Annotated in this window: 21 protein-coding genes and 1 pseudogene; 9 read left to right on the top strand and 13 right to left on the bottom strand. The window is 67.9% G+C overall.

The window, feature by feature from the left end:
- Window positions 1-3: 3 nt before the first annotated feature.
- From ABD116_RS24690 to ABD116_RS24680, 4 genes and pseudogenes are all read right to left on the bottom strand, one after another.
- Window positions 4-1047 carry a beta-ketoacyl-ACP synthase III gene (locus ABD116_RS24690; RefSeq protein WP_343974743.1) on the bottom strand — a complete coding sequence of 348 codons (1044 nt, stop codon included), beginning with the start codon at window positions 1045-1047 and terminating at the stop codon, window positions 4-6.
- Window positions 1047-1895: an AvrD family protein gene (locus ABD116_RS24685; RefSeq protein ID WP_343974740.1), complete on the bottom strand. Its 849-nt coding sequence runs from the start codon at window positions 1893-1895 to the stop codon at window positions 1047-1049. The genes ABD116_RS24690 and ABD116_RS24685 overlap by 1 nt, the downstream gene beginning before the upstream one ends.
- A 7-nt stretch (window positions 1896-1902) precedes the next feature.
- A pseudogene (locus ABD116_RS41845) lies at window positions 1903-1959 on the bottom strand (hypothetical protein); the annotation flags it as partial.
- A 436-nt stretch (window positions 1960-2395) separates the two neighbouring features.
- Window positions 2396-3367 carry an NAD(P)-dependent alcohol dehydrogenase gene (locus tag ABD116_RS24680; RefSeq protein WP_343974737.1) on the bottom strand — a complete coding sequence of 324 codons (972 nt, stop codon included), beginning with the start codon at window positions 3365-3367 and terminating at the stop codon, window positions 2396-2398.
- A gap of 76 nt (window positions 3368-3443) precedes the next feature.
- Here ABD116_RS24680 and ABD116_RS24675 point away from each other — a divergent pair, with 76 nt between their 5' ends.
- Window positions 3444-4103 carry a TetR/AcrR family transcriptional regulator gene (locus ABD116_RS24675; protein ID WP_343974734.1) on the top strand — a complete coding sequence of 220 codons (660 nt, stop codon included), beginning with the start codon at window positions 3444-3446 and terminating at the stop codon, window positions 4101-4103.
- Here the strand turns inward: ABD116_RS24675 and purD are convergent.
- Both purD and ABD116_RS24665 read right to left on the bottom strand, forming a co-directional pair.
- Window positions 4100-5389 carry a phosphoribosylamine--glycine ligase gene (gene purD / locus ABD116_RS24670; protein ID WP_343974731.1) on the bottom strand — a complete coding sequence of 430 codons (1290 nt, stop codon included), beginning with the start codon at window positions 5387-5389 and terminating at the stop codon, window positions 4100-4102. The genes ABD116_RS24675 and purD overlap by 4 nt on opposite strands.
- Window positions 5390-5540: 151 nt before the next feature.
- The gene (locus ABD116_RS24665; protein WP_343974728.1) at window positions 5541-6275 is read right to left on the bottom strand and encodes a hypothetical protein; all 735 of its coding nucleotides are present in this window, start codon (window positions 6273-6275) and stop codon (window positions 5541-5543) included.
- A gap of 65 nt (window positions 6276-6340) precedes the next feature.
- Between ABD116_RS24665 and ABD116_RS24660 the strand changes: the two genes are divergently transcribed.
- The 3 genes from ABD116_RS24660 to ABD116_RS24650 all read left to right on the top strand — a co-directional run bounded on the left by ABD116_RS24660 (window position 6341) and on the right by ABD116_RS24650 (window position 8361).
- The gene (locus ABD116_RS24660; protein WP_343974725.1) at window positions 6341-7210 is read left to right on the top strand and encodes an alpha/beta fold hydrolase; all 870 of its coding nucleotides are present in this window, start codon (window positions 6341-6343) and stop codon (window positions 7208-7210) included.
- 35 nt (window positions 7211-7245) lie between these two features.
- Window positions 7246-7617 (top strand): FKBP-type peptidyl-prolyl cis-trans isomerase, encoded by a 372-nt coding sequence (locus ABD116_RS24655; protein ID WP_343974722.1) that lies wholly within the window; start codon window positions 7246-7248, stop codon window positions 7615-7617.
- Between the two features lie 126 nt (window positions 7618-7743).
- Window positions 7744-8361 (top strand): DUF2238 domain-containing protein, encoded by a 618-nt coding sequence (locus ABD116_RS24650; RefSeq protein ID WP_343974719.1) that lies wholly within the window; start codon window positions 7744-7746, stop codon window positions 8359-8361.
- Here the strand turns inward: ABD116_RS24650 and ABD116_RS24645 are convergent.
- The 3 genes from ABD116_RS24645 to ABD116_RS24635 are packed head-to-tail and all read right to left on the bottom strand — an operon-like array spanning window position 8358 to window position 11408.
- Window positions 8358-9272 (bottom strand): ABC transporter ATP-binding protein, encoded by a 915-nt coding sequence (locus tag ABD116_RS24645; protein ID WP_343974716.1) that lies wholly within the window; start codon window positions 9270-9272, stop codon window positions 8358-8360. The two genes, ABD116_RS24650 and ABD116_RS24645, sit on opposite strands and share 4 nt — an antisense overlap.
- Window position 9273: 1 nt before the next feature.
- A complete protein-coding gene (locus tag ABD116_RS24640) occupies window positions 9274-10326 on the bottom strand; it encodes a FecCD family ABC transporter permease (RefSeq protein WP_343974713.1) in 1053 nt (350 codons plus the stop codon).
- Entirely contained in the window at window positions 10326-11408 is a 1083-nt protein-coding gene (locus tag ABD116_RS24635) for a FecCD family ABC transporter permease (protein ID WP_343974710.1), read from the bottom strand. The genes ABD116_RS24640 and ABD116_RS24635 overlap by 1 nt, the downstream gene beginning before the upstream one ends.
- 120 nt (window positions 11409-11528) lie before the next feature.
- Between ABD116_RS24635 and ABD116_RS24630 the strand changes: the two genes are divergently transcribed.
- Window positions 11529-12365: a siderophore-interacting protein gene (locus ABD116_RS24630; RefSeq protein ID WP_343974707.1), complete on the top strand. Its 837-nt coding sequence runs from the start codon at window positions 11529-11531 to the stop codon at window positions 12363-12365.
- A gap of 111 nt (window positions 12366-12476) precedes the next feature.
- Here ABD116_RS24630 and ABD116_RS24625 read toward each other — a convergent pair whose 3' ends face one another.
- Complete coding sequence (locus tag ABD116_RS24625; protein WP_343974704.1) at window positions 12477-13688, bottom strand: alginate lyase family protein; 1212 nt, start codon at window positions 13686-13688, stop codon at window positions 12477-12479.
- A 180-nt stretch (window positions 13689-13868) separates the two neighbouring features.
- Between ABD116_RS24625 and ABD116_RS24620 the strand changes: the two genes are divergently transcribed.
- Complete coding sequence (locus tag ABD116_RS24620) at window positions 13869-14981, top strand: glycoside hydrolase family 88 protein (RefSeq protein WP_343974701.1); 1113 nt, start codon at window positions 13869-13871, stop codon at window positions 14979-14981.
- Here the strand turns inward: ABD116_RS24620 and ABD116_RS24615 are convergent.
- On the bottom strand, window positions 14961-15551 hold the full coding sequence (locus ABD116_RS24615) for a TetR/AcrR family transcriptional regulator (RefSeq protein WP_343974698.1): 591 nt from the start codon (window positions 15549-15551) through the stop codon (window positions 14961-14963). The two genes, ABD116_RS24620 and ABD116_RS24615, sit on opposite strands and share 21 nt — an antisense overlap.
- Before the next feature lie 97 nt (window positions 15552-15648).
- On the opposite strand from ABD116_RS24615, the gene ABD116_RS24610 reads away from it, so the two are divergent.
- On the top strand, window positions 15649-16350 hold the full coding sequence (locus tag ABD116_RS24610; RefSeq protein ID WP_343974695.1) for an SDR family oxidoreductase: 702 nt from the start codon (window positions 15649-15651) through the stop codon (window positions 16348-16350).
- A gap of 80 nt (window positions 16351-16430) precedes the next feature.
- A complete protein-coding gene (locus ABD116_RS24605; RefSeq protein ID WP_343974692.1) occupies window positions 16431-17582 on the top strand; it encodes a class I SAM-dependent methyltransferase in 1152 nt (383 codons plus the stop codon).
- Between the two features lies 1 nt (window position 17583).
- Here ABD116_RS24605 and ABD116_RS24600 read toward each other — a convergent pair whose 3' ends face one another.
- Complete coding sequence (locus tag ABD116_RS24600) at window positions 17584-18168, bottom strand: DJ-1/PfpI family protein (RefSeq protein ID WP_343974689.1); 585 nt, start codon at window positions 18166-18168, stop codon at window positions 17584-17586.
- A gap of 213 nt (window positions 18169-18381) precedes the next feature.
- Between ABD116_RS24600 and ABD116_RS24595 the strand changes: the two genes are divergently transcribed.
- Window positions 18382-20451 carry a sialate O-acetylesterase gene (locus ABD116_RS24595; protein WP_343974686.1) on the top strand — a complete coding sequence of 690 codons (2070 nt, stop codon included), beginning with the start codon at window positions 18382-18384 and terminating at the stop codon, window positions 20449-20451.
- Between the two features lie 51 nt (window positions 20452-20502).
- Here the strand turns inward: ABD116_RS24595 and ABD116_RS24590 are convergent, their stop codons facing one another.
- Window positions 20503-21129: a TetR/AcrR family transcriptional regulator gene (locus ABD116_RS24590; protein WP_343974683.1), complete on the bottom strand. Its 627-nt coding sequence runs from the start codon at window positions 21127-21129 to the stop codon at window positions 20503-20505.
- Between the last annotated feature and the right edge of the window lie 9 nt (window positions 21130-21138).

Below are 21138 nucleotides of genomic sequence, written 5' to 3'. Positions count from 1 at the left end.
TCCTCAATGGGCGGTGAGCAGGGGTGTTGCGTTTTCGATCGGCAGGGTGAGTTCGGAGGAAAGGGCCGGCCAGACGAGCGAGGCCGATCCCCAGGTCGCACCACCACCGAAGGCAGTGAGCAGGACCCGGTCGCCGGCCCGCAGCGATCCGCATGCGAAGCCGTCGGCCAGGGCCAGCGGGATGGACGCGGCGGACGTGTTGCCGACGCGTTCGATGTTCATCAGTGCGCGTTCCGGTGGCAGGCCGAGTTGCCCGGCGACGGCGTGGATGATCCGGATGTTCGCCTGGTGGGCGACCAGCCGGTCGACGTCCTCGATTCCCCAGCCGGTCTTGGCCAGCACGGCGCGCGAGGACTCGGCCATCCGGCGTACGGCGGCGAAGAACACCGACTTGCCGTCCATCCGGAAGTAGCTGTCCTCGGGCCTGGCCGGGGAACCGCTCGACCGCTGCTCGGCGCCGCCGCCGCGGATCGTGATCAGGTCGGCCATGCTGCCGTCGCTGCCCAGATCGAAGTGCTGCAAGGCGCCGAGCTCATCGGGTTCGCCGGCGCGCAGGATGACCGCGCCCGCGCCGTCGCCGAAGATCACCGACGTGGTCCGGTCGTCGGGCGCCAGAATCGTGCTGAACGACTCGGCGCCGATCACCATCACCCGCTCGGCGAATCCGGCCGCGATCGCGCCGGCCCCGGCTTGCAGGGCATAGACGAAACCAGAGCACACGGCGGACACGTCGTACGCCGGTACGTCGGTCAGCCCCATCCGCGCGGCGACGGTCGGAGCCGTTCCAGGGCAGGTGCGATCGGGGGTTGTCGTGGCGAGCACGACCAGGTCGACGGTGTGGTGGCCGGAACTCTTCAGGGCTCGCAGACCGGCCTCGGCGGCCAGGTGGCTGGTCGTAGTACCGGGATCGACGACGTGCCGGCGGCCGATCCCTGTTCTGGTGCGGATCCAGTCGTCGGAGGTGTCGAGGCGCTGGGCCAGCTCGTCGTTGGTGACGATCCTCGGCGGCAGGCTCCCGCCCAGCCCGCAGACGACCGCGGCGCGCATCACGCGCTCCCGGGCAGTCGGTGGGTGACGGCGGACCGGACGTTGATGCCGGCAACATCTGCCAGCACGGTGAAGGTACGCCAGGTGTCGCCAGCCATCTCCAGCAACGCGGGATCGGCCAGCTCGGTCGTGACCGGGATATCCCTTGTTTTGCTGGGCTTCGGAGCAGTCATCGTGGTCTGGCGCATCCACAACGTGTCACTGGCTTGCCTCGGGATGCCGTCCAGGTCGTACATCATCACCTGCGCCAACTGCAGCGCGGTGACGAAGGCGTCGACCATGGAAGGCGCCGGGTGGTACGCGCCCTCCAGTCCGCTGGTGCTTGGCTGCCCGTCGTCGGACAACTCCAGGATGGCTTTGGCCTTGGTCTGATCCTGTACTTCGAGGTCGCGGATGTGCTGGGTCCGGGCCTTGAACCCGGCGCCGTAGTACCGGCCCTCGGGCAGCTCTTCGAGGGTCCACTCGCCCTCGGCGAGCGTGGCGGCGGGATGCACGACCTCGGACTGGACACGCATCGCGCCGATCGCGGAGTCGAAGACCGAGACCGTCCAGCCGGGCTCGTCGGCCGGCTGGACGCTCTTCCTGCGAGCCGTCGCCTTCAGGCCGGCCAGGTCTTCCTGCGGCTTGCTGCCGGCGGTGATCCGGACCTTGCGCAGCCAACTGTGGGCGAGGATCTCAGGGTCCTGACCGGGAGACTGCAGGCAGTGCTCGGCCAACTGGGCGCCGAGGACCAGGGCGTCGATGGTGCTGAAGTGCGGGCGGAGGTCGGTGCCGACGGCCTTCCGCGACCCAGTCGCTCGGATAACTGACGTCGACGCCGGCGGAGGCCCAGGGGATCTGATCGGCACAGCCCGCCGTCAGGTCCGAGACGTCATAACCGACCCGGCGGAAGCCGCGGCCGAAGAATCGCATACCCGCTGGTCCGAGAATGTCGTCGACAGCGGGCAAGGTGGTATTCACAGGCATTCTGATCAATCCCCCACGGATCAATAATCCCCGCAATACAAATGAACCAACAATGACCTGGGAGGGTCTTTCGAGCCAGCGGGGCGGCATGCTCGAACTGTTCAGCAGCGACTGTAGGCCATCGATCCGGCCAGTCCGAGGCGTTTTACAGAATTTACAAGCCCGCCATCGGCGCTCAATCACCGGCGGATTACCCGACGATTTCCCGGGCATTTCCTGGACAATTGACCAGACCGCCGGCCCGAGCCCAGGTCAAACGCTTCACGCAGCCGGCGGATTTCCGGTCCGTTGCCATCGGTAACGCGGACGACTCACGGGATGCGCTTTGCGGCAACAAGACGGGACCCCCGGCGAGTGCCCGCCGGGGGTCGGGACGTCCACATCAGGAGACGGCGACCGCGATCTTGCCGCTCACCAAGCCGTCGCCGAGGTCGACGAGAGCCTGCGGCACCCCGTCCAGCGGCACCACACTGTCGATACTCGGCAGCACCTTGCCCGCTTCGACCAGCTCCAGCAGGACCACGAGGTCGGCGGCGTTCTCTTTCGCCAGCAGGCTGGTCAGCCGCTGCCGGATGAACGGCGACAGCAGTTGCGCTCGGAGCTGCCGGTCGATCCCGCCGGAGATGGGACCACCGCCCTCGCCCCCTGCGATGACGGCGGTCCCTGTCTTGGTGAGTGCGCGACGCAGTCGCTTCAGCGTCGGGGTGCCGGCCAGGTCGATGATCAGGTCGTAGCGGTTGACGCCGTCAGCGAAGTCCTCGCGGGTGTAGTCGAGGACATGGTCGGCCCCGAGCTTCTGCACCAGCGCGAGTTTCGTAGCACTGGCGGTGCCGGTGACTTCGGCGCCGAACGCCTTGGCGAGCTGGACCGCGTACGAGCCGACGCCACCGGAGGCGCCGGTGATCAGTACCCTCTGGCCGGCCTGGATGTTGCCGCCGTCGCGGAGCGCTTGCAGCGCGGTGGTCCCGGAGATCCCGAGCACCGCGGCTTCAGTGAAGCTGAGACCGGCCGGCTTCACGGCTAGCTTGTCGGCGCGCGCAACGGCGTACTGGGCGAAGCTTCCCTCGCCGATGCCGAACACTTCGTCGCCCTCGGCGAACTTGGTCACCCCTTCACCGAGGGCGACGACGCGACCCGCCAGCTCCCGCCCGAGCACGGGGTTCCTCGGCCGGCGCACGCCGAAGACGAGACGGAGGAGGTACGGCTTGCCGGTCATCAGATGCCAGGCGCCCCGATCGAGCCCCGCCGCCTCGATCTGCACCAAGACCTGCCCGGGACCTGGGGCCGGTCTCGCGATCTCGGCCACTCGCAGGACGTCGGCCGTGCCGTAGCTGTCCCTCACGACTGCGCGCATCTTTCCGTCTCCCCTGCTTCGTACTAAGTAAGGGGAGAGTATCGTACTTAGTACGAAACTGCTATCGTCCGTTCCGATGCCACGGTCACAGGGGTCTACGGAGCGCGCTCAACTCAGCCGCGAGCGGGTACTACGTGCCGCCGTCGCGGTCGCGGACGGCGGCGGACTGGGCGGGCTGACGATCCGGTCACTGGCCACTCAGCTCGATGTGAAGCCGATGTCGGTCTACTACTACGTCGCGAACAAGAACGAGATCCTGGACGGGATCGTCGATCTGGTGTTCGGCGAGATCGAGCTGCCGGTGCCGGGCGGTGACTGGCGGGCGGAGATCGGCAAGCGGGCGCACTCGGCGCGGGAGGTGTTGCGGCGGCATCCGTGGGCGATAGCGTTGATGGAGTCGCGGACCAGCCCGGGGCCGGCCACGCTGCGGCATCACGACGCGAATGTGGGGACTTTTCGCGCGGCCGGCTTCTCGGTGGCTCAGACGGCGCACGCCTATGCCTTGCTCGACGCGTTCGTGTACGGGTTCGCAGTACAGGAAGCGTCGTTGCCGTTCGAGGGATCCGAGGATGCCGCCGAGGTCGCCGGCGGGATGATGGAGCAGTTCAGCTCAGGACAGTATCCGCACCTGACCGAGCTGGCGGTGGATCATGTCCTCCAGCCCGGCTACGACTTCGGCGACGAGTTCGACTTCGGTCTTTCGCTGATCCTCGACGGACTTGCTCGATTGCTTTAGCTGACCGGTTCCAGCTGGATCTCGCCGCGGGCGGCCTTGAGGGCGATGTCGGTGCGGTGCTGCGAGCCCTTGATGAGGATCTGGCCGACGCCTGCGTAGGCGCGCTGGCGAGCCTCGTCGAGATCCTTGCCGGTGGCACTGACCGCGAGGACCCGGCCGCCTGACGTGACGACCTCGCCGTCCTCGAGCGTCGTACCGGCGTGGAAGACGCGGACGCCACCGGCCTCGGCCTGGTCGATGCCGCTGATCACGTCACCGCTGCGGGGCTTGGCCGGGTACTTCTTGGCCGCGACCACGACCGCGACCGAGGCGCCTGACTTCCAGCGCAGGGGTTCGGCGTCGGCGAGTTTGCCGGTCGCGGCGGCGTACAGGAGTCCACCGAGCGGGGTCTGCAGCAGCGGCAGCAGGGCTTGCGTCTCCGGGTCGCCGAAGCGGGCGTTGAACTCGATCACGCGGACGCCACGGGAGGTGAGGGCGAGGCCGGCGTACAGGAGTCCGCTGAACGGGGTGCCGCGACGGCGGAGCTCGTCGATGGTCGGCTGGAGCACCTTCTCGGTGATCTCCTCGACCAGACCTTCCGGTGCCCAGGGCAACGGGGTGTACGCGCCCATGCCGCCGGTGTTGGGGCCTTCGTCGTTGTCCGCAAGGCGTTTGAAGTCCTGCGCCGGCTGCATCGGAAGTACGGTGACGCCGTCGGTGATCGCGAACAGCGAGACCTCGGGGCCGTCGAGGAACTCCTCGATCAGCACCTGGTCACAGCCCGCGGCGTGCTCCAGCGCCTCGGCCCGGTCCGACGTCACCACCACACCCTTGCCGGCAGCAAGCGCGTCGTCCTTCACCACGTACGGCGGCCCGAACGCGTCGATCGCCTCGGCCGCCTGCTCCGGCGTCGTACAAACGTAGGCCCGCCCGGTCGGCACGCTGGCCGCAGCCATCACGTCCTTGGCAAAAGCCTTGGACCCCTCGATCTGGGCAGCATCCATGGACGGCCCGAACACCGCGATCCCGGCTGCCCTGAGCGGATCCGCCAGCCCGGCGACCAGCGGCGCCTCCGGACCGACCACCACCAGATCGGCGCCAACCTCCTGAGCCAGTGCCACCACCGCGTCGTGATCCGAGATCTCCACCGACCGGCAAACAATCGTTTGCCCGTCGTGCGCCGGCTGCAAGGCGTCGATCCCCGGATTCCCCGGCGCCGCCACAACCTGCTCAACCTCAGGATCCCGACTCAACGCCCAGACCAGTGCATGCTCACGCCCACCAGAGCCCACAACCAAAACCTTCACAAGCCCTGAGCCTAGTGCACCCAGCTACTTCCCCACGCGCCCTCCACTTCCGCTCCTCCGCCGCTCCTGCCCGGTCGCCGTCCTCCGGAGTCGTCGAGCGCCTGACCGAATGCCGCCAGATCTCTTCAGAGCAAGGGGGTTGGCGAACGGCTCAGTAGTGCCAGTAGTACCTGGCGTCGGCGTTCCAGGTGACGGGGACTGTGGTGTGGTTGGTGAAGGCTGGGCCTTTGCCTCTGGCCAGTTCCAGGGTGCGGGAGAGTTGCAATGAATAGGGGTGGTGGTTGTCGTCCCACCACTGTTCGAACTGGGTGATGCAGGTCTGGCCGGTGAAGTACTGGTTGGAGCAGGGGTGGGGCGGGCTCCACTTTTGGAGGTGGCGGAAGTTGACTGTGGTGGAGTTGTTGGGGGGCTTGATGGTGCCGGTGGCGTCCAGGCAGTAACCGGTGGTGGGGATGGTCCATTTGACGTAGTGCTGGCGTCCGGAGGCTGACGGCAGGGGCTGCATGCCGGTGCAGTTGGCGGCGCCGATCTTCTCTGAGGTGACTCGCTGGATTTGGGTCAGGGGGCGGCCGGCTCCGTCGTTGTAGCCGTCCAGGAGGACCCAGTCGCCGGAGCGGATGAAGTGTTCGGCGGATTTGGGGGGCCAGGTTTTCGGGTCGCCCCAGGAGATGTCCGACGTGGTCGCGGTCAGCGGCGTCCAGGCCCATTGGCCGGCCGCGGCGCCGCCTGCCCAGTACTGGCCGGCGGACTTCTCGAACATGAGCGAGTACTGGCCGTAGTTCTCCCCAGCCACTGAAGCCGCGTCCGAAGGACGGGCGAGGGAGACACCTGTTGCCGCGGCAACGATCGCCGCGGCGCCGAGCAGGATCACGAGTTTCTTCCGCATGGGTCTCGACGCTAGCCCTGGAAGGGTGCAAGGGTGCAGCAACGAGACCGACCTGAGGAGTTGTCATGCCGGAACCCGTCACCCACACCCTCGCCGTACCGGGCGCGATTCTCACGTACGACGTGCGTGGCGACCTCGACGACCGCGAACAGCCGGTACTGCTGATGATCGGCTCTCCGATGGGTGCCAGCGGCTTCCCGACCCTGGCGTCGCACTTCACCGACCGGACCGTGGTGACGTACGACCCGCGCGGCGTCGAGCGGAGCGCGCGGACCGACGGCGCCGGCGAACTCTCCCCCGACGACCACGCCGCGGACCTGGCAGCCTTGATCGAGGCCCTCGACGCCGGACCGGTCGACCTGTTCGCGAGCAGCGGCGGAGCGGTCAACGCGCTCGCCCTGCTGGCCCAACGGCCCGAGCTGGTCAGCACCCTGGTCGCCCACGAGCCGCCCCTGGTGTCGCTGACCTCCGACCGCGACGCGGCGCTCAAGGCCGTCGAGGACATCTACCAGACCTACCAGCGCGACGGGATGGGCGCCGGGATGGCCAAGTTCATCTCGATCGTCAGCTTCGAAGGCGAGATCCCGGCCGACTACACCGACCAGCCGGCGCCGGATCCGGCGATGTTCGGGCTGCCGGCCGAGGACGACGGTTCCCGCGACGACGCGCTGCTCGGGCAGAACATCCGCGGCTGTACGTCGTACCAGCCCGACTTCGACGCACTCGGCAAGGCCGGCTCCAAGCTGGTCATCGGTGTGGGCGAGGAGTCCGGCGCGCAGCTCGCCGCCCGCGGCGGGAAGGCGGTTGCCGAGCGGCTGGACCTCACCCCGGTGGTGTTCCCGAGCAACCACGGCGGCTTCCTCGGCGACGAGTACGGGATGCCCGGACAGCCGGCCGAGTTCGCGGCGCGCCTGCGCGAAGTACTGGCCCGCTGACCGATCGGCCCGGACCCATCTGGTTAGCTGGAGACATGACTGACAAGCCTGAGATCGACTTTCCGGATGGCCCGCCGCCGGCGGATCTGGAGATCACCGACATCACCGAGGGCGACGGCGACGAGGCCAAGGCCGGTTCCCGCGTCAACGTGCACTACGTAGGGGTCGCCCACTCGACCGGCGAGGAGTTCGACGCCTCGTACAACCGGGGCGCGCCGCTGGCCTTCCAGCTCGGCGTCGGCCAGGTCATCCAGGGCTGGGACACCGGCGTCCAGGGCATGAAGGTGGGCGGCCGGCGCAAGCTCGTCATCCCGCCGCACCTGGGCTACGGCGACCGCGGCGCGGGCAACGCGATCAAGCCCGGCGAGACCCTGATCTTCGTGGTCGACCTGCTCAGCGTGAGCTGATCCCTCCAAACCATCGGCGTCGCCTGCTGACGCCTGGCCCCTGGTTGCGTCACAATGACGCGATCGGGGGCCTTTTACGTAGTACTACGCATCCGCGCCGCCGCTCGAGCCGGTTGACTGGGAGGCATGACGACGATGGTTGCCACCACTGCTCCGGCGCCGGCCAGGACCGACTGGACGAAGTACGCCGCCGTGCTGGCCAAGGTCGCACTGTTCGCCTTGTTGCTGACAGCAATCATCTGGCCGGACCTCAGCGGCATCAAGGGCAAGGCCTCCGGCGCCCGGCTGGTCGTCTACCCGCTCGGCGCGCTGGTACTTCCGCTGTGGTGGTTCGCGTACGGCCGGACGAGAAGCAAGCTGCACAAGGCCTTCCCGTGGCATGCCGACCTGCTCATCACGCTGCCGTGGCTGGTCGACCTGCTCGGGAACCGGCTCAACCTGTTCGACACCATCAACTGGTGGGACGACGCGATGCACTTCATCCTGTGGGGCTTGCTCACCGCAGGAGTCCTCACCGCCTTCGCCCCACGCGACCTCACCCGCGGCCTGACCACCTTCGTCGCCCTCGGCTTCGGCGCCACGGCTGCGGTGATCTGGGAACTCGGCGAGTACGTCGCCTTCGTCCGCCACTCCCCCGAACTCCAAACCGCCTACACCGACACCCTCGGCGACCTCACCCTCGGCACCCTGGGCGCCCTACTGGCCGGCCTGATCTTCTTCCAGGTATCCCGCAGGAACCCCTAGCGGTCGGTCGGCCGGCAGATTCCGTTCGCGGCGGCGGAGGCGGCCAGGGCTTTGGCTGCAGGGTTCTCCGCGGTAGCCAACCGCCCGTTGATCACCGGCTGATCCGCGCGGGTAGTGTGGCGGCCGATCGGGACGACCATCGGGGTGCCGGCGACCGGGTCGGGGACGACCTTCACGGCCAGGCCGAAGACGTCCTGGACGACCTGCTCGGTGATCACGTCGCTTGGGTTGCCCTCAGCAACGATCGCGCCGTCCTTCATCGCGATCAGGTGGTCGCCGAAGCGGCAGGCCTGGTTGAGATCGTGCAGGACGAGCACGATGGTCCGCTGGTCGCGCTTGTTCAGATCGACCAGCAGGTCCAGTACTTCGAACTGGTGCGTCAGGTCCAGGAACGTCGTCGGCTCGTCGAGCAGCAAGATGTCGGTCTCCTGCGCTAACGCCATCGCGATCCAGACCCGTTGCCGCTGCCCACCGGACAGTTCGTCGATCGGCCGGTCGGCGATCTCCAGTACGTCGGTCGACAGCATCGCGTCCGCGATCGCCTCGTCGTCGCCCTTGGTCCACTGCCGGATCCAGCCCTGCCGCGGATACCGGCCGCGGCCGACCAGGTCGGCGACGGTGATGCCCTCCGGCGCGGTCGGCGACTGCGGCAGCAACCCGAGCTTCAACGCCACCGCGCGGGTCGGGATCGACTGGATGCTCTTGCCGTCCAGCAGGACGGTGCCACGGCTCGGCTTGAGCAGCCGGGCCAGCGTCTTCAGCAGGGTCGACTTGCCACACGCGTTCGCGCCGACGATCACGCTGATCTTGCCGGTCGGGATCCGCACCGACAGGTCGTGGATGATCTCCCGCTGGTCGTATCCGACGGCGAGGTGCTCGGCCGACAGGCTGTGCTCCACGTGCGTCTCCATGTCAGCCACCACTTCCGATCCGGTTCGTCCGGGCCAAGAGGAACATCAGGTACGGCGCGCCGATCACCCCGGTGATGACCCCGACCGGCAGCTGGGTGTGGCCCAGCGCGTGCTGCGCGACGACGTCCGACAAAGCGATCACCAAGGCGCCGATCAGCGCGGACGCGACCAGCGCCGGCCCTGGTGAGCGGGTCAGCCAGCGAGCGATCGGCGGCGCGACGAAGGCGACGAAACCGATCGGTCCGGCCGCCGCCGTCGCGACCGCGGCCAGCAGGACGGCGACCACGATCAGCCCCAGCCGGGTGCCCTCGACCCGCAGCCCCAGCCCGTACGCCGTCTCGTCGCCGAGCTGCAGGATGCGCAGCCGGTGCACCAGGACCATCGTCACCGGCGCGGCCAGTACCAGCATGATCGCCATCATGCGGACGTGCGACCAGTCCCGCCCGTTCAGGCTGCCGGTCAGCCAGATGAACGCCTGCTGGGCGATCTCGACCCGGGCCTTGGTCAGCAGGTACGACGTGATGCTGGTGGCGATCGCGCCGATCCCGATCCCGACCAGGATCAGCCGGTAGCTCGACACCCCACGCCGCCACGCGAGCAGGTACATGGTCAGCGCCGTGACCAGCGCGCCGAAGATCGCGAAGCCGGCCACTGCCCAGCCGGTCAGGCTGAGGGTGACGATCGCGAAGACCGCGAACGCGCTCGCGCCGTACGTGACGCCGATGATGTCCGGGCTGGCCAGCGGGTTGCGGGCGATGCTCTGGAAGATCGCGCCGGAGATGCCGAGTGCCGCGCCGACCAGGATCGCGGTCAGCGCGCGCGGCAGCCGGAGCCGATTGACGATGAACTCGGTCGCCTTGTCGCCGCCGCCGAAGAGCGTCTTGACGACGTCGATGACCGGGATCTTGAAGTCGCCCAGCGACAGCGAGACGCAGAAGATGGCGAAGACGACGACAGCCAGCACGACGACCACGGCCAGGTTGCGAGCCTGCCGGACGGCGCGTGCCCGGGCGATGATCTGGGCGGGCGAGTGCTCCGCGGTGACACTGGCCATCAGAGGTCCGCCAGCTTCCGTCGGCGTACCAGGGCAATGAAGAACGGTGCGCCGATCACGGCGGTGACGATCCCGACCTGGAGTTCACCGGGCTGGGCGACGACGCGGCCGATCACGTCCGAGCCGAGCAGCAGGATCGGGGCGAGCAGCATCGAGTACGGCAGGATCCAGCGGTAGTCCGGGCCTGTCACCAGGCGGGCGATGTGCGGGATGGTGAGGCCGATGAAACCGATCGGTCCCGCGGCCGCTGTCGCCGCGCCACAGAGCAGTACGACGGTGATCGCGGTGAAGATCCGCGCCATGCCGACCCGCTGGCCGAGGGAGCGGGCCACGTCGTCGCCGAGCGAGAGGGCGTTGAGGACGCGGCCGGAGATCAGCGCGAGCACGATGCCGATCAGGATGAACGGCGCGACCTGGCCGGCGATGTCCGAACCGCGGCCGGCCAGCGAACCGACCGCCCAGAACCGGAACTGGTCGAAGGTGTCGACGTCGCCGATCAGCAGCGCGGTGGTCAGCGAGCCGAGCATGGCGGTCAGTGCTGCGCCGGCCAGGGCGAGCTTGACCGGGGTCGCGCCTTCTCGTCCGAGGGAGCCGAGGAGATAGACCGCGACGGAGGCAGCGGCCGCGCCGGCGAAGGCGAGCCAGACGTACGCCGTCAGTGAGGTCAGCCCGAACCAATAGATGCCAGCGACAACAAAGAGGGCGGCACCACCGTTGACGCCGAGGATTCCCGGGTCGGCGAGCGGGTTGCGGGTCACGCCCTGCATCAGCGCGCCCGACAGGCCGAGCGCCGCGCCGACCATGAGGCCGATCGCGGTCCGGGGCACCCGCAGCGACCGGATGATCACGTGGTCGGTGTTGCCCGCGTCGTAATGGCGCAGGGCGTCGATCACGGTCGACAGCGGGATCTGCTTCGAGCCGACCGCGATGCTGAGCAGCGTGACCAGGACCAGCAGCGCTACGCAGACGATCAAGCCGATGATGAGCGTCGTACGCCGGGCGCGCGGGCGCCGCTGACCGCCGGCAGGAGCGGCTACCGCATGGCCGGCGGAAGCCGTGTCGGTCACGGAGGGCGGTGGCATTGGACTTTAGGATCCTCTTAGGTAAGGCTAACCTTTAGGTGCTTCACCATAACCCGGCTCGCTCCCGGCCTGCACCTGAACCCCTGCTTTGTCACTACTTTCCCTGACGGAGACACTGGCATGACGACAGTGCTCGAGCGCCCGATCGACTTCAGCGCGGTGATGGCTACCGTGGCGGCGGTCGACGACCTCAGCCCGCACCTGCGCCGGGTGACCTTCGTGGCCCCGCGGATCGCGGACGCGGTCACGGCCGGCCCCGACCAGCGCATCAAGGTGCTGCTCGCCCCGCCCGACGGCGGCGAGCTGCGGCTACCCGCCGGCGACAACTGGTACGCCGAGTGGTGCGCCCAGCCCGCCGACGAGCGCTTCATCATGCGGACGTACACGGTGCGCGCACTCCGTCCCGAGGTCAGCGAGCTCGACATCGAGTTCGTGCTGCATGGCGTGAACGGCCCGGCCTCAGCCTGGGTCAGCTCCGTCTCCGTCGGCGCCGAGACAGGCCTGATCCTGCCCTTCGCCGTCGACACCACCAGCACCAAGGGCCTGCTGATGTCCGGCGTGGATTACGTGCCCCCGGCAACAAGCCTGAGCCGCGTACTGGTCGCCGACGAAACCGCACTCCCCGCCCTGGCCGGCATCCTCGAGCAGCTGCCACCCCACGTACAGGCAACCGTCTTCGTCGAAGTCCCCGACATCCGCGACATCCGCCCCCTCCCCAGCCCCGGCCGCGTAGACATCACCTGGCTCCCCCACACCGGCGCCCCCACCGACACCCCCCAGTCGTTGCCAGAGGCCCTCAAATCGGCAACCCTCCCCTTCGACCTCGACTACGCTTGGGTAGCCGGCGAATCCGCCATGATCAAACAAATCCGCCGTCATCTCGTCAACACCGTCGGCCTCCCCAAACCCGCCATCTCCTTCCAGGGCTACTGGAAACGCGGCGAACCCCAGATCTGACGCGCTATCGCCCGCAAACGTGACCTTGAACACCAAACGGCGACCTTGAACAAGCAATAACGTGTCCGAGGTCGCCGCTGGGTGTTCGCGGTCGCTACTTCTGGCGGTTGATCAGCTGGGGTTTTCCGCGTGGGTGAGGGTTTCCCAGGCTACGAAGAGGTCGTTGGTGCCGGCTGGGCGCCGGGATTCGGTGAGGGCTTGGGTGTTGGCCATGGCGATGCCCAGGCGGGTGTGCAGGGCGTTGTAGCCGACCTCGGTGATCGGGCCGAGGCCGCGGTTGACGCTGCCGCCGCACAGCCAGGACGGTACCGGCTCCAGGTTGCGTTCCCAGCGGGACTGGAAGCCGAGCGCCTGGCGCAGGCGCTCACCGAACTCGGGGTAGAGGTCGATGCCCTGGATCCGGGACGTCTCCAGCACGTGCCCGATCGCGGCGATGCCGTAGCCGGTGTGGACGAAGTCGCGGCAGGTCTCCTGGGTCAGGCCGGTGACGAAGGTGCCCTGGCCTTGCCAGTACGCGACGATCTTGTCGCGGGTGTTGAGGTTCTGGCTCGGCTTGGTCTTCGGCAGCGCGCCGTCGGACTCCAGGTAGACGAAGGCGGGGACGCGGACCCGGTACAGCGAGATCGCCTTGTCGTAGACGGTCCGGTCCTCCAGGAACACCCCGATGCCCTGGATCGCCTCGGTCATGCTCAACTCCCAGTTGCCGTTGGAGTTCGAGCCGTTGATGATCTCGGGCAGGTAGACGTTGCGCAGCATCGTGCCGAACCGGGCCGAGTTCGGCCAGTTGCCGTAGACGTGCTTGATGATCTCGGCGGCCTTCGGCCACGACGAGGCCGACCAGGCGGTCTGCAGCGGCGCGTTGCTGTTGGTGTGGTCCTGGATCGTCGCCGACCAGGCATCCATCAGCTGGATCGACTTCTGGGCATAGCGATCGTCACGGGTGATGTACCAGATCACCGCGTCCGTGTACGCCGCGATCGCATCGCCGCGCTCGTCGCGGCAACCGATGTCGGGGTTGGAGTACGGGCCGCACTCGACCACCGCACGGGCCTTCGGCGTCCGCGACAGCGAGCCGTACACGCTGTTCTTGGCCTGGTTGAACGCGTTCGTCCAGGGCTGCGCGCCGGCGTTGACCTTGGCGCGGACGAAGTCGAGTTGCGCGGCGCTGACGCCGACGCCGGGATGCGTGAAGGTGGCCGGCGCGAGCGGCGCCTGGGTCGTTGCCTCCGCCTTCGGAGCGGCGACGGCCGGGCTGGTCAAAAAGCCGGCGACCAAAGCCGCGCAAGCGGCGACCAGGGCTGGAACGACTGCTTTCTTCTTCATGGGCGGGTCCTTGCATGTGGGGGCGGAAAGACTCGCCGGTTCCCCCCACTACCGAAGAGTCTTTTCGGAAGTTTGACGACAGAGGGTGAAGGCGTCAATATCCAAGCCAGCACCAATTTCACCCTGGAACAGAAATCTGATTTGTCCCATTAAATCTGGAACAAAGTGAGGTCTTGTCCCATGAAACGACGCCACTTCCTGAGTCTCGGAACCGCCGTCATGGCCGCCCCGGCACTACCCTCCGTCACCGCCTTCGCCGCCCCGCCCTCCGACGTTCTTCCGGCGAGAACACAGATCGTCGGCCTGGTACGCCGGGTCGCCGATCAGTGGATCGCCACCCACCCCGACTCCGGCGACAACGGCTGGGCCCGGGCGACCTTCTTCAGCGGTCTGATGGCCGCCTATCGGCTGACCAACGAGAAGCGCTATCTCGACTACACCCGCAGCTGGGCCGAGAAGCATTCGTACGGGATCATGGGCGGCGTCACCACCCGGCACGCCGACAACCACACGGCCATCCAGGCCTACCTGGATCTCTACGAAATAGAGCCTTCCGCCAACAAGTTGACTGCGGCAACGGACACGCTGAGCCGGATGGTTGCCAGTAGCAAGATCGACGACTGGTGGTGGGACGACGCGTTGCACATGGCGATGCCGCCGTTCGCCCGGATCGGCAAGCTGCGCGGCGATCCGGCGTACTGGACGAAGCTCTACCAGCTCTACAACGACACCAAGACCAGGCGCGGTCTGTACGTTCCGTCGCGCGGCCTCTGGTACCGCGACGACCGGTTCCTGCCCGGCAAGATCGTCTCACCGAACGGCAAGCCGGTGCTCTGGTCACGGGGCAACGGCTGGGTCGCAGCCGGGCACGTGAAGACGTTGAAGGCATTGCCCGCGACCCAGGCGAATGTGGCCGAGTACCGGAGCACGCTGACGCAACTGGTGGGTGCGTTGCGGCCGATCCAGCGGACCGACGGATTCTGGAACGTCAATCTCGCCGACCCGCAACATCTGCCCGGCCCGGAGACCAGTGGCACGGCATTCTTCACCTATGCCACGGCATACGCGATCAAAACCGGTTTGGTGACCGGCAGTGGCTATCTCTCGACGGCGGCGCGCGCCTGGAACGGAATGGCCGCGACAGCCGTCCATCCGGACGGTTTCCTCGGCTATGTCCAAAAGGTCGGCGACCGGCCGGAGTCTAGCCAGCCGATCACCTACGACTCGACCGCCGACTTCGGCGTCGGCGGCTTCCTGCTCGCCGGCTCCGAACTAGCGGGCCTGGCCGGCTAGCTCGGGAGCCTTCACTCCGGCGGCATCCAGGAGTGCCTCCGCCATCCTGATCCCGACGCCGTTGAGCGCCTGGGCCCGTACGACGGCCCGGGCGCTCGCGCCGTCGAAGGCCATCGTCAGCTGGATCGCCATCCCCTCGGGGTCGTCGACCCTGGCCGCCACCAGTTCGCCGAGGAAGAAGTCGGTCAGCCGCTGCTTGAAGTGCCGCGCGACCACGCTGCCCGGGTGCTCCGGGTTCTTGAGCTCGAACGCCGTACTGACGAACGGGCAACCGTAGAAGTCGCCCTTGCGGCTCTGCTGGTCGAGCTTCACGAACACCGCCAGGATCCGCTCGCGCGGCGTCAGCCCGTCGCCGGCGTCCGGCTCCAGCGCGTGCTGGTACCCCGGTCCGACGCTGGCCAGGCTCTCGGCGATCAACTCGTCCTTCGAGCGGAACAGCTGGTACATCGACTTCTTCGAGACGCCGGCCGCCTTGCAGAGCGCGTCCACGCCGATGTTGACGCCGTCTCGGTAGAAGAGTTCGCCCGCGGCGTCCAGCAGCCGCTCACGGGGTGTCGCCTGGGTGTTCATACCCCGAGCGTACCGGCTGGATTTGCGTTTGGAAACCGATCGGTTTAGAGTCTGGAAACAGATCGGTTTCCATCCTTCTCCCCCAGGAGCATCTGACATGACCACCCTCGAAGGCGCCGTCGTTCTCGTCACCGGCGGCCAGCGCGGTATCGGCAAGGCACTCGTCGACGACCTGCTGACCCGCGGCGTGAAGAAGATCTACGCGACCGCCCGCACCCCGAAGCCGAGCACCGACCCGCGCATCGTCGCGCTGCCACTGGAGGTCACCGACCAGGCCTCGGTCGACGCCTTGGTCAGCCAGGTGCAGGACGTGACCGTGCTGATCAACAACGCCGGGGGCAGCTCGCCGGACACCTACCTGGACGTGCCGTTCGAGGCGCTCCGGGACGTCTTCGAGATCAACTTCTTCGGCCCGCTGAACCTGACCCGCGCCCTCGTCCCGGTGATCGAGCGCAACGGTGGCGGCCACATCCTGAACGCCCACTCGGCCCTGTCCTGGGTCGCCCGGCACGGCGCGTACTCCGCGACGAAGGGCGCTCTCTGGCTGGCCAGCAACTCACTGCGACTCGAGGTCCTCGACCGCGGTATCAACGTCACCGGCCTGCACATGGGCTACGTCGACACCGAGATGGCCGCCAACGCTCCCGGGCCGAAGACCGCCCCGGCCGACGTCGCCAAGGCAGCCCTCGACGGCATCGAGTCCAACGCGTACGAAGTACTGGCCGACGACACCGCCCGCTGGGCCAAGACCGCGATCGCCGGCGACATCTCCGACGTCTACGCCGAACTCAAGCGCTGACCGTCACGCCGGGTCCTCGAGGCACCAGGCGACACGCACGGGGCGTCTTTTCGTAGCCTTCTTGCGTAAAATGGTTCCCGATGATTGATGTCGTTGCGGTGACGCGTCCCGAGGACGTCGTGGTGGACTTCCTCTCCGTTCTCGATCCAGGCTCCGGCCGCGAAGTGCATCTGGTCATCGCCGACCGCGGTGCCTATCTGAAGCTGCCGGCGGGAGTCCCGCTCGCCGGCCGCCTGGCGCCGCTGGCCGACCTGCTGCAGACGTCCGGCGAGGGCGCGAAACCGTTCTCGCCGGGCAGCGCGGCCGACGCGATCGCGCTCGAGACCGGCGATGTCAGGGCGACCGTCTGGACCCACTCCCCCGCCGACACCCGTTCGAGCCGTGGCCGGTGGGCGCTCGACCTCGCTTCCGCACTCGGGCGGGCGCCGGTGCGGCACGCGGTCGGCGACGGGCACTGGTTCCAGTGGAGGTCCGACCTCGACGTACGGCTCGAGCAGCCGGTCATCGACGCCAAGCTCGACTTCGTCAACACGCACTGCGCCGACCTGCTCTTGTTGGGCGAGGAGGACGAGAACGCCCTCCTGACGCGTCGGCTCCACGCGGTCGAGCGGTTCTTCGACGCGGACGGCGACGAGCGCGCCCGGCTGTTCGCGTTGATGGGCAGCATGAGTTCGGACGCGGCGATCGTGCCCGATCCGTGGGAGTTCGCGATTTCGGCGTACGAGATCGAGCGGCTGGACGCGACGGCGGCCTGGGTACGCGCGCATCTCGATCCGGCGGCCGGGCAGGTCATCGAGGTCGGTGCGTGCGAAGGCGCGCTGACTCGGCGACTGCTCGCCGACGGCTACTCGGTCGATGCCACCGAGCCGAATCCGGCCTTCCTTTCCCGGTTGGAGAGCCTGGCAAGGCTGCACGAGAACGTCGAGGGTGCCGTCCGGATCCACCCGCACAGCTTCGAGGAGCTGACGACGACGCGGCGACTGACGGGTTCGGCGTATCTGCTGATCGAGATGCTGTACTACGGCCAGGACCTCACTCTCCTCGACCGCTTCCCCACCGACCGGCTGTTCGTCTCGATGGACCCCGAGGTCCTGGCGCACCAGGCCTGGCCGCCTGCGTGGTCGGTCGAGCAACAACTCGACCTCGTCACCCCGCGAGTCGAAACGGTCGTCAACGGCCGCGCCTACCTCCGCAAACGCGGCAGCCGCGGAATCCTCTTACGCAGAAGGTGATTCAGCTCCGGTAGACGTCCCGGACCCGGGCGTACTCCATCGTCGCCGCGATGCCGTCCGCGACCTCGGCCGAGACCTCGCGCTCGACGATGTGCAGGGCGAGGTCGATGCCGGCCGTGATGCCGCCGGCCGTCACCAGGTCGCCGTCGTCGACGACACGGTTGTGCTTCACGTCGGCGCCGAAGGTCTCCAGCTCATGCCAGGCGCCGCGGTTCGTCGTGGCCGGGCGGCCCTTCACCAGGCCGGCCTCGGCCAGCAGTATCGAGCCGGTGCAGACCGAGCCGATCCATTGGGTGTGGGGCGCGACCTCGGCGATCCTCGGCGCCAACACCGCGCGTTGCGCCCAGGACCCGCGCTCGGCGCGGTTCATCCAGCCGCCACCGGGGACGAACAGCGCGTCCGGCGTACCGAGTCCTTCCGGCGCTTTGAACTCCAGGCCGTGCAACCCGGTCACCGACGCCGGGCCGTCGAGCCCGACCAGGGCCAGCTCGAACTCCGGCCGCCGGGACGCGTGGCTCCAGACCTCGAACGGGCCCATCACGTCCATCTCGTCCACACCGTCGAACACCAGGATCTCGATTCGCATGGCACCAGCTCATCGTGACCGCCGCCACAGCGAAAGTGGCGCGATAGACATCGTTCACTAGATTCCAGCCAACGCGCTCGAACACCAGCACACAGAAAGTGGTAGTCACAACCGCTCGGCGCAGGGATCGGACCGCTGAGCGCAGAAAGCTCGCACGAAGGGTGAGCGACCCGCTACCCATGGTGGAGACATCCCGCCCATGGAGGTCCGCCCATGCCTCGACGCGTCAACGCCGGCTCGATCGTCACCATCGCCACCACCCTGATCGCCACCACTGCCACCCTGCAGGCGGTGGTGGCACCGGCAGTCGCAACCTCCTCCGGACAGTCGGCCGCAACCAGCTGCGACACCGCCGCCGCGGGCTTCACCCCGGTCCTCCAGCTGGACATCCCGCAGCAGGCCGGCTGGCTCAACGAGACCCCGCCGTACAGCCTCGACCGGACCGCCGAGATCGGCGCCAACTTCGACCGGGTCGGCTACTGCGTGGAGCTCAACGGACCCGACGGACCACAGTGGGTCTGGACGGCGATGGAGCCGTTCTCCAGCGACGCAAGGCGGATCGGACTGCCGACGAGGCCTGGTGAACTCGTCCGGCAGCGCGTGAGCGATCTGGACGTCCAGTCGAACGTGCCCAGCGTGACGAGTGGCACCGGCCAGACCGGCTACCTGGAGATGTGGCCGAACCAGTACCAGGAGAGCGCCAGCACCCAGGTCTCGAACGCGTCGCCGATCACTTTCGATGTCGACGACAACCCGACCTCGCCACTCGGCTACGGCTCGTTCCAGGTCGCGCAGATCGGGCCCACCCGACCGTCGGACCTCGCGGCCAAGCAGGTCTTCGCGATCAACACGTTCACCGAGTCGGACAACAGCACGCTGTCCCTCGGCATCGGCACCAGCCTGACGGGCCAACCCGACTGGACCTTCGCCAACAACGCGAACCGCTACTCCCAGCGCCGATTCACCGCGTACGTCCGTACTGCGGTCGTCGCGCTCAGCGAGTCACCGCAGGACCGGCAGTTGATCCCCCGCGACGCCAAGGGCGGCTCGACGGTACCGGTGGCCGGGCGGGTCACCGATCCCCGAGTACGCCGGGTGCAGCTGCGGGTGACCAGCAACGGCCACACGGACACGTACAGCTCGACATCGAGCACCTTCCGGTTCACCCCGAGGATCAAGGCGGGCCTGCAGGAGTACAGCTTCGAGGTGCGGGCTACTGGTCCGGGCTTCGACCGGGTAGTGGCTCGGCGAGACAGTGTGGTGTCCGGTGACGTCTATGTGGTGCAGGGGCAGTCCAACTCGGAGGCGGCGAAGTACAACGGCGCTGCCAACGTGGAGGAGTCGGAGTACTTGCGCAGCTACGGCTCGCCGACCTCGGACCCCAGCCTCTCGGGCGCCGATCGGGTCTGGCACTACGCGACCGGTGACGTGACCAACCAGTCCGGCTCGATCGGGCAGTGGGCGATCCGGATGGGCCGGCGGATCGTCGACACCTACAAGGTGCCGGTGGCGCTCGTCAACGGAGCACACGGCGGGCAACCGATCAGCTTCTTCCAGCGCAACGACGCTAACCCCGATGACGTGACCACCAACTACGGCAGGCTTCGGCAGCGCCTGAGCGCCGCCGGAGTGATCGGCCAGGTCCGGGGCGTGCTCTGGTACCAGGGCGAGTCCGACAACGACAACGCTGCGGTGCACATCGCCGGATTCACTGCCCTGCTTCAGGATTGGCGATCCGACTTCGGGAGCAGTGCCCGGTACTACGTGTACCAGGTGCGCACGTCGCCCTGTGGCAATACGACCGCGATGAGCTTGCGGGAGGCGCAGCGGGAGCTTGGCGACACGGCAGGGGTCACGGTGCTCTCCACCAATGGGGTGTCGGGGCATGACGGGTGCCACTACGCGTACCTGGGTGGGTATCGCGACTTAGGCGACCACACGTTCGCAGTACTGGCTCGCGATCTCTACGGCGGGACGGCCGTTGGGGTGGCTCCGCCTAACCCTTCCCGCGTCAGCGCTAGCGGGTCGCAACTCGTAGTACAGCTGCGGTCGAGTGATGTGCTGACTGTCGACGCAGGGGTTGCTGCTGACTTCCGGGTGGACGGTGCGGCGGTTGCCGTGTCGTCCGTGGCCTACCAGGCCGGCGGGAAACTCGTACTGACTCTGTCTGGGCCTGCGACGGGTGTGACTGCTCTGACCTATCAGGGGCACAACGGCGCTGGGCCCTGGATCGCCAATGCCACTGGGACCGGGCTGCTCGCCTTCACGTTGCCAGTCACCTAAAAGCCGGGCGCGGCCGGTGCCCTCCGCCCCGAGGCATTGGCCGCGCCAGTACTACCGCTTCTTGTAGGCAGCCAGGAAAGCCTCGACGCCTGCCTCGGTGAAGCGCGCGAGGTCTTCGGGTGTGTTGGCGTCCATCCGGCCGAAGAACATCACCCGGTTGCTCGGGATCCACAGCAGCAGGCCGGCCAGGTGGTTGGCGGCGATCACCGGGTCCTTGAGGTCGAGCAGGCCGCGTTCGGCCAGCCTGGCCAGGCAGGTGGCGAGGGTCGGGAGGACCCGGCCGAAGCCGCGGTTCCAGTACTCCTGGCCGAGGTCGGGGAAGCGGGCCGCCTCGGCGATCACCAGCCGGCGCATCTGCTGCACGGACTCGGTCATGATCCCGCCGACGAAGGCGTCGGCGAGCCGGCGTACCGCGTCGTCGATGTCGTCGGCCTCGGCGACCTCGCGGCCGATCTCGGCGAACGGGTCCTCGACCCGGTCGCTGATCGCGACGATCAGGGCCCGGAACAGGTGCTCCTTGTCGGCGAACTGCTTGTAGACGGTCTGCTTCGACACCGACGCGGTGGCCGCGACCTGGTCCATGCTCGCGCCGACGTAGCCGTTCTCCAGGAACGCCTCCAGCGCGGCGTCCAGGATCTGCTCGCGCTTGAGCGCCGCGCGGGCGGTGAGTTCTGGCATCGATCGTCT

Source organism: Kribbella koreensis (assembly GCF_039525325.1).
Taxonomy (GTDB): domain Bacteria; phylum Actinomycetota; class Actinomycetes; order Propionibacteriales; family Kribbellaceae; genus Kribbella; species Kribbella koreensis.
The sequence above is the reverse complement of the archived record's forward strand: the minus strand, read 5'-3'. Positions and strand labels throughout refer to the sequence as shown.